This window comes from Streptomyces sp. NPDC059582 (genome assembly GCF_042735715.1).
GTDB lineage: Bacteria > Actinomycetota > Actinomycetes > Streptomycetales > Streptomycetaceae > Streptomyces.
The window spans coordinates 155,217-169,638 of record NZ_JBHWCC010000001.1; the positions used below are offsets into that span (position 1 = coordinate 155,217).

General features: G+C 72.2%; 9 protein-coding genes. 8 read left to right on the forward strand and 1 reads right to left on the reverse strand.

Annotation, left to right across the window (positions count from 1 at the left end):
• Window positions 1-132 precede the first annotated feature (132 nt).
• Both ACFV0T_RS00745 and ACFV0T_RS00750 read left to right on the forward strand, forming a co-directional pair.
• Complete coding sequence (locus ACFV0T_RS00745) at window positions 133-2,994, forward strand: SNF2-related protein (protein ID WP_385772916.1); 2,862 nt, start codon at window positions 133-135, stop codon at window positions 2,992-2,994.
• Window positions 2,991-4,292 (forward strand): SWF or SNF family helicase, encoded by a 1,302-nt coding sequence (locus ACFV0T_RS00750; RefSeq protein WP_385772918.1) that lies wholly within the window; start codon window positions 2,991-2,993, stop codon window positions 4,290-4,292. Before ACFV0T_RS00745 ends, ACFV0T_RS00750 begins: the two co-directional genes overlap by 4 nt.
• A gap of 804 nt (window positions 4,293-5,096) precedes the next feature.
• On the opposite strand, the gene xylA is transcribed toward ACFV0T_RS00750, so the two are convergent.
• Window positions 5,097-6,263 (reverse strand): xylose isomerase, encoded by a 1,167-nt coding sequence (xylA, locus tag ACFV0T_RS00755; protein WP_385772920.1) that lies wholly within the window; start codon window positions 6,261-6,263, stop codon window positions 5,097-5,099.
• A gap of 180 nt (window positions 6,264-6,443) precedes the next feature.
• Between xylA and xylB the strand changes: the two genes are divergently transcribed.
• The 6 genes from xylB (at window position 6,444) to ACFV0T_RS00785 (ending at window position 14,345) form a co-directional block, all read left to right on the forward strand.
• Complete coding sequence (gene xylB / locus ACFV0T_RS00760; protein WP_385772922.1) at window positions 6,444-7,889, forward strand: xylulokinase; 1,446 nt, start codon at window positions 6,444-6,446, stop codon at window positions 7,887-7,889.
• Between the two features lie 85 nt (window positions 7,890-7,974).
• Entirely contained in the window at window positions 7,975-9,183 is a 1,209-nt protein-coding gene (locus ACFV0T_RS00765) for an ROK family protein (protein ID WP_385772924.1), read from the forward strand.
• 355 nt (window positions 9,184-9,538) lie between these two features.
• Complete coding sequence (locus ACFV0T_RS00770) at window positions 9,539-11,047, forward strand: APC family permease (RefSeq protein ID WP_385772926.1); 1,509 nt, start codon at window positions 9,539-9,541, stop codon at window positions 11,045-11,047.
• Window positions 11,044-12,057, forward strand: coding sequence for an acetamidase/formamidase family protein (locus ACFV0T_RS00775; protein ID WP_385772928.1), 1,014 nt, complete (start codon window positions 11,044-11,046; stop codon window positions 12,055-12,057). Before ACFV0T_RS00770 ends, ACFV0T_RS00775 begins: the two co-directional genes overlap by 4 nt.
• Window positions 12,058-12,122: 65 nt before the next feature.
• Window positions 12,123-12,722 (forward strand): N-acetylmuramoyl-L-alanine amidase, encoded by a 600-nt coding sequence (locus tag ACFV0T_RS00780; protein WP_385772930.1) that lies wholly within the window; start codon window positions 12,123-12,125, stop codon window positions 12,720-12,722.
• 282 nt (window positions 12,723-13,004) lie between these two features.
• Window positions 13,005-14,345, forward strand: a complete 1,341-nt coding sequence (locus ACFV0T_RS00785; RefSeq protein ID WP_385772932.1) for a GAF domain-containing protein — start codon at window positions 13,005-13,007, stop codon at window positions 14,343-14,345.
• The last annotated feature ends 77 nt before the right edge of the window (window positions 14,346-14,422 follow it).

Sequence of the window (14,422 nt, forward strand, 5' to 3'; positions counted from 1 at the left end):
GCCGGTGACCGGTAGGCGACCGGGGTCACCTCATTCCATGTCGGCCGAAATTCCATGCCGGCCGAACCCCGTCCGTGCTGTACCCTCGGCGACTCCGGTCCAGTAGTCAAATTTGAGGAGTGTCGTTTCGCTGTGCAGAGGGTTCCCACGGCAACACCGTCCGAGATCTCCGAACTCGCCCACTGCGCTGCCGTGTTCGTGCCCGGTGATCCGGCCCGCACCGGCACCGTCGCCTTCTGGGGCCCCGACGGCGACGCCCCTCCTGCCGTTCGGTCGGGGTCCGTCGCCGACCTGACCGTCGTACCGCCGCGCGGCGCGGACGCCGAACCGGTGAGCGTGACCGCCGTCCTGCTGCCGGTGCGTACGGCACTGCCCCTGCTCGCACGCACGCGTGCCCTCGCGCACGTCCATCGGGCAGCCGACTTCTGGGGCGCGGCCGCGGTGCTAGCCCTGCACCTCGTCGCCCGTGGACTGCTTCTCCCCGCTCTGTCGCCGAACGACCACGACGCCTGGCGGGTGGGTCCGCTCGGCCCGGAGGACACCGAGCGGATCCGCCGGCTCGCCGCCGCGATGCCGCCCGAGGCGCACGCAGTGCCGTTGACCGATGCCGAGCCACCGCGACTGCCGGACCCGGAGCGGCTGCTGCGCGCCTTCCTGGACGCTGTCGCCGACACACTGCCCCGGTCCCCCGCCGCCACGCTCGTGACGGGCGGCCCGGCCTACGCGGCGCAGCGGCCGCAGCATCTGCCACAGCTGCGGTCGTGGGCCGCCGACATCGCCGCGGGACATGACACCGGCGTACGGATCTCGCTGCGGATCGAGGTGTCCGGTCTGCTGCCCGAGACACCCGACGAGTCCGTCCCGCGGTTCCGGGCCGTGCCCCAGGTGCACAGCCTGAGCGATCCCGCGCTCGTCGCGGACGCCGCCGAGGTGTGGGCCGGATCGGGCGCCGCGACCGCGCTCGGTCCTCACGCGCGCGTGGACGCGCTGCTGGCGCTCCGCCGCGCCGCCCGGGCCTGGCCCGCGCTCACGTCCCTGCTCTCCGCGACCGTGCCGGAGTCCGTCGACCTCGTCGACGAGGAGGTCACCGAGCTCCTCGTCGAAGGCGCGCGAGCTCTCGCGGTCGCAGGCGTGGACGTGCACTGGCCCAGGGAACTGGCCCGCGACCTCCACGCGCGCGTGGTGGTCGGCCCGCCGGACGACGAGACGGGGCCCGGCAGGCTGACCTCGAACGCACCGCCTTTCCTCTCCGCCGACACACTGCTGGCCTTCGACTGGCGGTTCGCGCTGGGCGACCGGCGCCTGACCCGTGAGGAACTGGACCGGCTCGCCGAGGCCGGCCGTCCCGTCGTACGACTGCGCGACCAATGGGTTCTGATCGATCCTCAGGAAGTGCGCCGGGCCCGCGCGCAGCAGGACCGGAAGGTCACGGCGGTCGACGCGTTGAGTGCCGCTCTGACGGGCTCCACCGAGATCGACGGCCGCCGGGTCGACGTCCAGCCGACGGGCTGGCTGGCGGCACTGCGGGAGCGGCTCGCGGACCCCGAGGCGCAGGAGCCGGTCGGCCGGCCCGCCGCGCTCCACGCCACGCTGCGGGACTACCAGCAGCGGGGACTGAACTGGCTGGCCCGCATGACCTCCCTGGGCCTGGGCTGTTGCCTGGCCGACGACATGGGGCTGGGCAAGACGATCACTCTGATCGCCCTCCATCTGCACCGGCAGACCGACCCGGCCACCGCCGGCCCCACCCTGGTGGTGTGCCCGACGTCCTTGCTGGGCAACTGGCGACGCGAGATCGAGAAGTTCGCGCCCGGCACACGCGTGCGCAGCTTCCACGGGCCCGGGCGCAGCCTTGAAGCCCTGGCCGACGGGGAGTTCGTCCTCACGACGTACGGCACGGTGCGCCTCGACGCGGCCCGGCTCGCCGAGACGCCCTGGGGACTGGTCGTCGCCGACGAGGCCCAGCACGTGAAGAACCCGTACTCGGCGACGGCTCGTGCGCTGCGTTCCCTCGGCGCACGCGCGCGTGTGGCGCTCACCGGAACCCCGGTGGAGAACAACCTGTCGGAGCTGTGGGCCATCCTCGACTGGACGACACCGGGTCTGCTGGGCCGCCTCGGCACGTTCCGAACGCGGTACGCACACGCGGTCGAGGTCGGCCGGGATCCGGCCGCCGCGGCACGGCTCACCAGGCTCGTGGGCCCGTTCCTGCTCCGCCGGCGCAAGTCGGACCCGGGGATCGCGCCCGAACTGCCGCCCAAGACCGAGACCGACCACGCCGTATCGCTCACCGGCGAGCAGGCGGGCCTGTACGAGGCCGTCGTGCGGGAGACGCTCGCGGAGATCTCCGGAGCCGACAGCATGGCGCGGCGCGGGCTGATCGTGAAGTTGCTGACCGGCCTGAAGCAGATCTGCAACCACCCCGCGCAGTACCTCAAGGAGGAGCGGCCGCGCATTCCCGGACGCTCCGGGAAGCTGGAGCTCCTGGACGAACTCCTCGACGTCATCCTCTCCGAGGGAGCGAGCGTTCTGGTCTTCACCCAGTACGTCCGGATGGCGCGCCTGGTCGAACGGCACCTGGCGTCCCGGGGTGTGCCCACGCAGTTCCTGCACGGCGGCACGCCCGTGTCCGAGCGCGAGGCGATGGTGCAGCGCTTCCAGGACGGTGAAGTGCCCGTCTTCCTGCTGTCGTTGAAGGCCGCGGGCACGGGACTGAACCTGACCCGGGCGGAGCACGTCGTGCACTACGACCGCTGGTGGAACCCGGCCGTCGAGGCACAGGCGACGGACCGCGCGTACCGCATCGGCCAGACCCGGCCCGTGCAGGTGCACCGGCTCATCGCCGAAGGAACCATCGAGGACCGCATCGCCGACATGCTGGACCGCAAGCGTGAGCTGGCCGAGGCGGTGCTCGGCTCCGGCGAGGCCGCGCTCACGGACCTGACGGACGCGGAGCTGGCCGATCTGGTCGAACTGCGAGGAGGCGCACGATGAACCGGCACGAGGACGACACCGAGCGCACGTTCGCCGCGCTGCCGCCCGTGAGCGGGAGGGGTTTCGCGCAGACGTGGTGGGGGCGAGCCTGGCTGCGGGCGTCGGAGGACACGGCGCTCGACGGCGAGCAGGTGCGGACGGGGCGCGGACTCGCGCGTGCGGGTGCCGTCGGGGCGGTGTCGGTGCGACCGGGACGCATCACGGCGGTCGTCCAGGACCGCGACGGCACCCGGCACCGTGCAGACGTCCTGCTGGAGGTGCTGCCGGACGATCATTGGGAGCGTTTCCTGGACCTGGCCGTCGAGCGGTCCGGGCACGTGGCGGCGCTGCTCGACCGGGAGATGCCGCCGCACCTGGTCGAGGACGCGGCGGCCGCCGGTGTCGATCTGTTGCCCGGGACGGGCGATCTGGAGCCCGAGTGCGACTGCGGGGCGTGGGACCACTGCGGGCACACGGCGGCGCTCTGCCACCAGGTGGCGCGCCTGCTCGACCAGGATCCCTTCCTCCTGCTTCTGATGCGGGGACGCGGAGAACCTGCCCTGCTGGCCGACCTCCAGACCCGCGGGACCACGCCCGCGGACACGCCGTCGCAGCCCGAGGGAGTGGATGCCGTGGAGGCGTACGCGGCGGGCGACATCCTGCCGCCGCTCCCCGATCCGCCCGAGCTCCCCGAGGCGCCCGGCGTCCCACCGTCGCTGGACACCGGGACGCCACCCGCGCCCGGGGTCGACCCGACCGCACTGGAGTTCCTGGCCGCTCGGACCGCCGAAGCGGCCCACCGCCTGCTCGCCGAGATACTGCGCGGCGGGGCCGACACGGGCACGGGGCCCGACGCTGAGACAAGCTTGCCCGGAGCGGACCTGACGCTGAGCCAGGACGCCGTCTGGCTGGCCTCGGCAGGTGACCTGGACAGCCGGCCGGCAGACCGGCTCGCCGACGGCTCGGGCCGCAGCCGCTCCGAACTGGCCCTGGCGGTACGAGCCTGGCAGCAAGGCGGCCCGACGGGGCTGTCCATGCTCGAGGAGCAGTGGACGGTCGAGGGTGAGGCACTCGTACGCGCGCGTGCGGCCCTGATGGCGGCCTGGGAGGAGGACGAGCGGCCGGCTCTGCGTGCGAGGGGCAACCGGTGGACGGCCGTGGACACACCCGGACAGGTGCGTCTGGGACGCGATGGCCGGTGGTGGCCGTACCGCAAGGCCGGCACCCGCTGGGTGCCCGCGGGGGAGCCGGCCCGGGATCCCGCGACGGCGCTCGCCTCCGCACTGTCCGATCCGGACGATCTCGGCGATTTCAGCTGACTCGGCGCGCCCGACGCACCCGACGAACTCGGCGAACTCGGCGAACTCGGCGAACTCGGCCACTGCGGGCTGCGCGCTCAGGGCTCCAAGGACGGGAGCAACGACGTCAAGTCGCTGGGTATGCCGCTCGGAAGGTCGCTGAAGAGATCGCTGGGAAGTTCCGTGGGAAGTCCGCTGGGGAACTGCGACGGCGGAGAGGGAAGTTGGCTGGGCAGCGTGCTGGGCAACTCGGTCGGGATGCTGAGGGACGGCTCGGGCGAGCGACCGGTGCTCGCACCGCTCTCGGCGGGTGGTTTCCGGTCCGGTGAGCCGTCGTCACCTGAGGTCATCAGCACCACTACGGCGACGACGACTCCCACGGCCACGATCGCCGCGAGCAGGAGGAAGAGGGGGTTGCGACGCCGCCCCGGGCCATGGTCACCGCCGGGAGGCGGGCCGTAGCCCCCTCCGGAGCCGTAGCCACCACCCGAGCCTTGATCCCCTCCGGGGCCGTAGTCCCCTCCCGCTCCGTCACCGGGGCCGGAGTGTCCGGGAGGCGGTCCGAATCCACCGCCCTGGGGCGGGATGTCACCTGGCGGACCGGGCGGGTGTGGCGGTACGGGTGGCATCGACATACCGTCCAGGTTCCCGCCGGGCCGCCCATGGCGCGACCCTCACACGGAAGTTGACACGGACTCATGGCGTGGACCGCATGATTCCGTGTCATTCCGCGCCGGGGCCACGCCCCCGTCACGGCGAAGCCGCGTGGACGTACGCGCGTGGGCACACCTATGCGCACCCGCGTACGTCCACGCGCGCGTGCACTCAGCCTCGCGCGCCCAGCAGGTGGTCCATGGCCAGCTGGTCGAGCTGCTCGAAGGCCATCCCGCGAGCGGCCGCCGTCTCGACGTCGAACTCCTCGAACGCCGTACGGTCGGCGAGCAGCGCCTCCAGGCCGTCCGCCGCCGTGGGCTGTGCCAGCTCGTCCAGGCGGGAGGCGCGCAGGGCTTCCTGCACCTCCGGGTCCGCGCGGAACGCGGCCGCGCGCTCCTTGAGGATCAGGTAGTTGCGCATGCAGCCCGCGGCCGACGCCCACACACCGTCGAGGTCCTCGGTCCGCGGCGGCTTGAAGTCGAAGTGCTTGGGGCCTTCGTAGCCGGCGGTCTCCAGCAGATCGACCAGCCAGAAGGCGGCACGCAGGTCACCGGCGCCGAAGCGCAGGTCCTGGTCGTACTTGATGCCGGACTGGCCGTTGAGGTCGATGTGGAAGAGCTTGCCCGCCCACAGGGCCTGGGCGATGCCGTGCGGGAAGTTCAGCCCGGCCATCTGCTCGTGGCCGACTTCGGGGTTGACGCCGTACAGCTCCGGACGCTCCAGGCGCTCGATGAACGCCAGGGCGTGGCCGACGGTGGGCAGCAGGATGTCGCCGCGGGGCTCGTTCGGCTTGGGCTCGATCGCGAAGCGCAGGTCGTAGCCCTGGGAGGTGACGTACTCGCCGAGGAGGTCGAAGCCCTCCTTCATCCGGTCGAGCGCGACGCGCACGTCCTTGGCTCCGCCGGACTCGGCGCCCTCGCGGCCGCCCCAGGCGACGTACGTCTGCGCGCCGAGCTCGACGGCGAGGTCGATGTTGCGGATCGTCTTGCGCAGGGCGTAACGACGCACGTCGCGGTCGTTGGCGGTGAACGCGCCGTCCTTGAAGACCGGGTGCGTGAAGAGGTTGGTCGTGGCCATCGGCACGGTCATGCCGGTCGCGTCCAACGCCTGACGGAAGCGCTTGATGTGCGACTCGCGCTCGGTGTCCGAAGAACCGAAGGGGATCAGGTCGTCGTCGTGGAAGGTCACTCCGTGGGCGCCGAGCTCGGCCAGGCGCTGCACGGTCTCGACCGGGTCGAGGGCACGGCGGGTGGCGTCGCCGAACGGGTCCCTTCCCTGCCAGCCGACGGTCCACAGGCCGAAGGTGAACCTGTCATCGGGGGTGGGCTGGTAGCTCATGCCGCGGCTCCTTGCTTGCTGAACTATTTCGTCATGGCCGTTTACAAATTAGTATGCCAACGCATCCCTGGGAAGGGACAAGGTGTCCCCGGAGGGTGAAATCCAGGTCGCCGCACCCCCCGGAACCAGGAAAACAGCAGGTCAGATCCCGCGGAGCCGCGGAAAAAAAGGGAGAGCCCGATGTCAGCAGCCGAGGGTCCGCTCGTCGTCGGCGTGGACTCGTCCACCCAGTCCACCAAGGTGCTCGTCGTCGACGCGGCCACCGGGCAGGTCGTCGCGAGCGGTCAGGCACCGCACACCGTGTCCTCCGGCGCGGGCCGTGAGAGCGACCCCCGTCAGTGGTGGGACGCCCTGGGCGAGGCCCTGCGCCAGTGCGGTGACGCGGCCCACGAGGCCGCCGCGGTGTCGATCGGCGGGCAGCAGCACGGACTGGTCACCCTCGACGACCGGGGCGAGCCCGTGCGCCCGGCCCTGCTGTGGAACGACGTCCGCTCCGCGCCCCAGGCCCGTCGGCTCATCGAGGAACTGGGCGGCCCGAAGGTCTGGGCGGAACGCACGGGCAGCGTGCCCGGGGCGTCGTTCACGGTGACGAAGTGGGCCTGGCTGGCCGAGCACGAACCGGAGGCGGTTCGTGCCACCAAGACCGTACGCCTCCCCCACGACTACCTCACCGAGCGCCTCACGGGTCAGGGCACGACGGACCGCGGGGACGCCTCCGGGACCGGCTGGTGGTCCTCCGGGACCGAGGCGTACGACGAGGAGATCCTCGCCCATGTGGGACTCGACGCCGCCCTCCTGCCGCGCGTGGTCCGGCCCGGCGAGGTGGCCGGGACCGTCCGCGACGGCCACGGCCTGCCCTTCTCCAAGGGCACCCTGGTCGCCCCCGGCACCGGCGACAACGCGGCCGCCGCGCTGGGGCTCGGGCTGCGCCCCGGTACTCCGGTGCTGAGTCTCGGCACCTCGGGCACGGTGTACGCGGTGTCCGAGCGGCGCCCCGCAGACCCGACCGGCACGGTGGCGGGCTTCGCCGACGCGCACGGGGACTGGCTGCCGCTGGCCTGCACGCTCAACTGCACGCTCGCCGTCGACCGCCTCGCCGCCCTGCTCGGCCTCGGCCGCGAGGCGGTGGAGCCCACCACCGGGGTCACGCTTCTGCCCTACCTGGACGGCGGGCGCACCCCGAACCTGCCGAACGCCTCGGGACTCCTGCACGGCCTGCGCCACGACACGACCGCCGGCCAGCTTCTCCAGGCCGCCTACGACGGCGCCGTCCACTCCCTGCTGGGCGCGCTCGACCTGGTGCTCGACGAGGACGCGGACCGCACGGCCCCGCTGCTGCTGATCGGCGGCGGCGCCCGGGGAACGGCCTGGCAGGACACCGTACGTCGGCTGTCGGGGCGGCCCGTCCAGATCCCCGAGGCCCGGGAACTGGTCGCACTCGGCGCCGCGGCCCAGGCCGCCGGTTTGCTGACCGGGGAGGACCCGGCCGCCGTCGCCCGCCGTTGGAACACAGCTCAGGGGCCGGTGCTGGAGGCGGTTGAGCGGGACGAGGAGACACTGGCAAGGATCACCGGGGTACTCTCCGACGCGGCCCCGCTGCTGGAGCGGGGGACGAACGCCCCCTGAAGGACCGCTTGTGAAGGGCGCTTCCTCAGGGACGCTCACTGAAGGACATCTTCTGAAGGACATCGACCGAGGACTGACCGTAGGCATGACGGCACCACTGCGCGAGGGACACCCGACCGGCCCCGGGCGAGCGCTGCCCGACACCCAGCAGGGCATGCGTCGGCGCAATCTCGCCCGGGTGATGCACACGGTCGGTGCCGACGGCCCGCTCTCCCGCGCAGCGGTCGCCTCGCGCATCGGTCTGACCCGGGCGGCGGTGTCGACCCTCGTCGACGAGCTCATACGCTCCGGTCTGCTGGAGGAGCTGGGCCCCGAGCGGCCGGGCCGGGTCGGCCGACCGGGGTCGGCACTCGCCGTCAGCGGGCACGGCCCCGCCGGGATCGGCGCCGAGGTAGGGGTCGACCACCTCGCGGTCTGCGCGATCGACCTGCGCGGCGAGGTCCGGGCGAGGGCCGTGCGGCACGGCACGAACCGCGGCCGCTCCCCCGAGCCCGTGATCGAGGAACTCACCTCTCTGGTACGCCGCGTCGTCTCCGAGGCGGAACAGGCGGGCCTGTGGCCTGCGGGGCTCGCGGTGGCCGTGCCCGGCCTGGTCGCCCCCGACGCGCGGACCGTCGTCCGCGCCCCGAACCTCGACTGGCACGATCTGGACCTCGGTGCCCTGCTGCCCGCGGAGTTGCCGCTGACCGTGGACAACGAGGCCAACTTCGGCGGGCTCGCCGAACTGTGGCTCGGCGAAGGAACCCCACGTGACTTCCTCCACGTCTCGGCGGAGATCGGTATCGGTGCGGCGGTCGTGGTGGACGGGCGGCTGCTGCGCGGAACCCGCGGCTTCGCGGGCGAGTTGGGACATGTCCCCGTGCGACCGGACGGGCCGGAGTGCGCGTGTGGCGGGCGTGGTTGTCTGGAGCAGTACGCCGGTGAGGAAGCGGTGCTGCGCGCGGCCGGCCTGGAGCCCGGTGAGGACCGCGTCGGGCTGCTCGCGGGGCGCGCCGCGGAGGGCGACGAGGCCGTACGGCGGGCGCTGCGCGATGCGGGAACGGCGTTCGGTGTCGCGCTGACCGGAGCGGTGAACCTCCTCGACCCCGAGAGCGTCGTGCTCGGGGGGGCTCTCTCCGGTCTCGCACCCTGGCTGTTGCCTTCCCTGCGGGAGGAGTTGGCCCGGCGCACGGCGGGACCTGCGTGTCCCGTGGCGGTGTCCCGCCTGGGTTCCGAAGGCCCGCTGCTGGGTGCCGCTCACTCGGTGGTGCGGATGGTGCTGGACGATCCGGCGGCTGTGGCGGAGCGGGGCTGAGCCTCGTCGCCATCCCCGGACGCAGGGCTGTACCTCGAACCCGTCCCCCGACGCGGGGCTGAGCCTCATCGCCGTCCCCGACCGCAGGGCTGAAGGCCCAGCCCTCCCTCGCCGGTCCCGCCGGGCCCCGGGCCCCGGGCCCCCGCCCGACCGTCCGCAACCGACGGCGCGCGTCCCGCCCGCCCAGAACCGGAATCGCCCGTTCGAGCGGCGGAGTTGTCCACAACGCCTCCGCCGTCCACGGAACCCCGCCACCCTCTTCTGCCCAACCCGCTGGCGCCGTACCGTGATTCACGCGAGGCGCAGCCGTCGTGGCACAGCGACGGCCGAGTGTCAGGTGGACGAGGGGATTCACATGTCGGGGGAATCGTCGGCGGGAACGCCGCGGAAAACGACTGTCGGTCTGCGGCGCGATGCCGTCGGTCTGCGTGAGGTCCTGTTCCAGAGCGTCACGGCCATGGCGCCGGCCGCGGCGGTCGCCGCGTCGATTCCGTCGGGCGCGGCCTTCGCGGGCGGCAGCCTGCCGTTGTCCGTCCTGGTCGCGCTGGTGGCCTGTCTGTTCACCGCTTCCTGCGTGGCGGAATTGGCTCGGGAGTTGCCGGCCGCGGGATCGGTGGCCACCTACGCGGCGCAGGGCCTGCACCCGGCCGTCGGCTTCCTGGTCGGGTGGGGCTATGTGTTCGTCGAGGCTCTCGTCCCGCCGTTGCTACTGCTCCAACTCGGCTTCACCACGGCAGGCACACTGCATCAGGAGTGGTCGGCGTACCCGGCCGAGCTCTGGTGGCCTTGGTCGCTCGCCGGCGCCGCCGTCATCACGGTGACCGGGTATCTGGGCGTGCGTACCTCGGCCCGCTTCGGCACGGTCCTCGGCGTGTTCGAGGTCCTGGTCTTCCTGGTGTTCGCCGGCTGGCTGATCGGCAAGGCCGGCTCCGACAACACCCTTTCGGTGTTCGGAACCTCCCACACGGCAGACGGCTACGGCGGCGTGGGCGGGGTGTTCGCCGGTTCGGTCTACACGGTCCTGGCCTTCGCCGGGTTCGAGGCGGCCGCGCCGCTCGCCGAGGAGACGCGGGACCCACGCCGTACCATGCACCGCGCGGTGCTCGGCGCCGCCCTGGCGATCGGGCTGTTCTACGTGGTCACCACCTACGCCATGACGGTGTACTTCGGCGCCGACCGTTTCGGCGAGTTCGGCGCCTCCGGTGCCGCGTCCTGGGAGGGAGTGGCCCGGGCGTCGTTCGGGCTGTTCTGGGTCCTGGTCTTCCTCGCCGTGGTCAACTCCACGATCGCCAATGCCAACGCGTGCGCCAACGTCTCCACGCGCACCGCGTTCGCCCTGGCCCGCATCCGTGTTCTCCCCCGTGTCCTCGCCACGCTGCACCCCCGGCACCACTCCCCCGTCGCCGGCATCGCCGTGCAGGCGGGCGTCGCGGTCGGCGCCGTGCTGGGACTGGGATTCGCCTACGACCCCGTGACGGCGTTCCTGCTGCTGGCCACGGTGATCGTCACGGTCGTCATCGGTGTGTACATCGTGGTGAACCTCGCCTGTGCCGGCTACTTCCTGCGCCGCGGACGCCCGGTGCTGAAACCCGTACGGCACGTGGTGTTCCCGCTTCTCGGCATCGTCGCGTTCGTCCCGGCGCTGCTCACCGCCGCGGGCCTGCCGGTCTTCGACTTCGTGACCGAGCTGACCGCCCCGGTGTCCTACGCGGGACCCGTCGTCGGCGGCTGGATGGCGGCCGGGGTCGTCGTGCTGCTCGTTCTCCTGCGGCGTCATCCCGAGCGCATATCCGAGACCGCCCGTGTCCACCTCGACGAGACCGAGTCCGCCGTCCTTCCGCAGAACGGAGCAGTGCAGCGATGAGCGACCCCCGGATCCTGACCGTGCGGCCCGAACCGGGCCAATACGCCTGGACGTTCGGCGGGGCGCCACCGGTGGCCCGTATCGCGCCCGGGACGGTCCTCGACCTGTACACGGAGGACTGCTTCGCCGGACGGGTGCGGTCCGAGAAGGACCTGGTGTCCGAGGTGTGCGAGTTCCCGTTCCTCAATCCGCAGACGGGTCCCTTCCATGTGGAGGGAGCGGAGCCCGGGGACACGGTCGCCGTGCACTTCGTGTCGATCGAACCAGCCCGGGACTGGGCGGCCTCGACCACGGTCCCGTTGTTCGGAGCGCTGACCTCGACGCACACCACGGCCACGCTTCAGCCCCCGTTGCCGGAGACCGTCTGGATCTGGCAGCTGGACCGGGCGCGTGGAACCACGCTGTTCCGGGCGCACGACAGCGACATCGAGGTCGAGCTGCCCCTCGACCCGATGCACGGGACCGTGGGAGTGGCTCCCGCCAACCTGGAGGTGCGCTCGGCGCTGGTGCCCGACGCGCACGGCGGGAACATGGACACCCCGGAGATGCGGGCGGGCGTCACGTGCTACCTCGGGGTGAACGTCGAGGGCGCGCTGCTCAGCCTCGGGGACGGGCATGCCCGGCAGGGTGAGGGAGAGACCTGCGGGGTCGCCGTGGAGTGTGCGATGAACACCGTGGTGATCGTGGAACTGCTCAAGGGGATCGCCACGCCGTGGCCGCGCATCGAGTCGGACACGCACATCATCTCCACCGGCTCGGCGCGTCCGCTGGAGGACGCGTTCCGGATCTCCCAGCTCGACCTGGTGCAGTGGCTGGCGCGCGACTACGGGTTCAGTGAACTGGACGCGTACCAGTTCGCCACCCAGGCCGTCGAGTCGCCGTTGGCCAACGTGTGCGACACCAACTACACGTGCGTGGCCAAGCTGCGCAAGGCATGGCTTCCGGCACACGAGACTCACCGCGGACTGCACACTCGTCTGCGTGACATCGCGTCAGGCCTCCGGCTCTGACCGCACCGACCCACAGGCAGTCCTTCCTCTCCCACCCCACACCGAAAGCTGAAAGGGGATCAAGCATGGAACGAGCAAGACCACTGCCCAGCAGGCGACGGCTCCTCAAGGGAGCGGCCCTCGCGGCCGTCCCGTACGCGCTGCTCCCCGGCACTCGGGCCGGTGCGCAGACCCAGGCGGTCGACTATCCCCTGGCCGAGTGGCGGTCGGCGAGCTCCTCCAACTTCACGGCGTCGAACCGCCCCACGGCCTATGCCGTCGACCGCGTGGTCATCCACGTCACTCAGGAGACCTACCCCGACACGATCGCCATTTTCCAGAACCCGGCGAAGCAGGTGTCCGCGCACTACGTCGTCCGCTCCGCCGACGGGCATGTCGCCCAGTGCGTCCGCGAACGGGACGTCGCCTGGCACGCGGGGAACTGGGGCTACAACACGCGCAGCATCGGCATCGAGCACGAGGGCTGGGTGGATCAGCCCGCCTACTTCACCAACGCCCTGTACGAGCAGTCGGCCAGACTCACGGCGGCCATCTGCACCAAGTACGCCATACCCAAGGACCGTGCGCACATCGTCGGACACTTCGAGGTACCGGGCACGGACCACACCGACCCCGGCCCGAACTGGGACTGGGTCCGCTACATCCGACTCGTGAACTTCGCCTGACTAGGTGATCGAACCCGCCGATCCGACCACGACTGCGCTGCGCCCGTGGTCGGCTTCGTCCGGGTGACCGTGGTCGAAACGGTTGTCGGCACGCAGACCCGGAGTAACGATGTCCTCAGCCGCATTGCCTGAGCCGCACCGCCTGAGTCCCGTCAACCGAGCCGCACCGCCTGAGCCAGTCGCCCGTGCGCACCGCCCGAGCGGCGTCGCCTCAGTCGAAACGGCCCGGTCTCGACGACTCAGTTCCGACAGCTCAGTCGCATCGCCTTCCGGGAGGCCGAGTTGACCGATCCCTGGGTGGCCCTGGAGCCGGGGGCCGACCCCGCCGAACGCGCGAGGTTTCTGCGCCGCGCCCACGACACGTTCACCAAGGCGGGCACGGTGCCGCGGCCGGTGCGCTCCGTGGTGGCGGACTCGTGGCGGCGTTCCGCACGGGCCGGGGTCGGGCCGGACGGCACCGCGAGCGTGGAGCTCATGGACGGCGAACTCGGCGCCTATCGCGCGGAGCATCCGTTGGCGCGGGTGATGCCGTTGTTCCGTGAGCTGATGGGCACGTTCGCCGCCGACGGCGAACATCTGCTGGCGGTGTGCGACGCTCACGGCAGACTGCTCTGGGTCGAGGGCCATGCGGCGACCCGGCGCAAGGCGCAGTCGATGAACTTCGTGCCGGGCGCCAGATGGGCGGAGTCGGCGGTCGGGACGAACGCGCCGGGCACGGCGGTCGCCGTGAACCGGCCGGTGCAGGTCTTCGCGGCCGAGCACTTCATCCGGAGGGTGCAGCCCTGGACCTGTGCCGCGGCGCCGGTGCATGATCCACGCACCGGGCGGGTGCTCGGTGCGGTGGACATCACCGGCGGGGACGGGCTCGCGCATCCGCACAGTCTGGGGTTCGTCCAGGCCGTCGCTCGCGCCGCCGAATCCCATCTCGCGCTGCTGGCCCCCGAGCATCCCGCCGGGGACACGGCGGAACTGACCGCGCTGGGCTGCGACGAGGCGCGGTTGTTCGCCGGCGGCCGCAAGGTGCGGCTCAGCCGCAGACACAGCGAGCTCCTGGTGCTGCTGGCCCGGCACCCGGAGGGACTGACCGGCGACGAGTTGCTGTGCGCGTTGTACGAGGACGAGTCGGTGACGCCGGTGACACTACGGGCCGAACTGGCCCGACTGCGCGGGTTCCTCGGTCCCGGACTGCTGGCCTCGCGCCCCTACCGGCTGACGGTCCCGGTCGAGTCCGACGTCGCCGCCGTGGAACGACACCTGGAGACAGGGGCGATCACGGCAGCCGCCGCGGCGTACACCGGACCGCTGCTGCCCTGCTCCCAGGCACCGGCCGTGGTGCACCTCAGGCGGCGCCTCGCGGACGGGCTGCGAGCGGCGCTGATCGCCCGCCGCGACCCCGATCTGCTGGCGGACTGGGCCCACGCGCCCTGGGGCGAGGACGACCTCGACGTATGGCGGGCACTGGCCGCGGTACGGCCGACGCCGACGGTTCGGGCACGGCTCGCGGCGCTGGAGACGGAGCTGACGGCTCCGGCCCTGCCGCCGATCCGGCCGTCCGCCAGGTCGTCCATCCGGCCGCCGGTACGACCTCCCGTACGGCCTCCGGTACGGCCTCCGGTCCGCTGAGCACGGTCCGGCGACTTGGTGCAACGTGGTCGCAACGTCCGCGTCCCTAGCCTGCTGGCGAGAGCTGCCCAACGGCG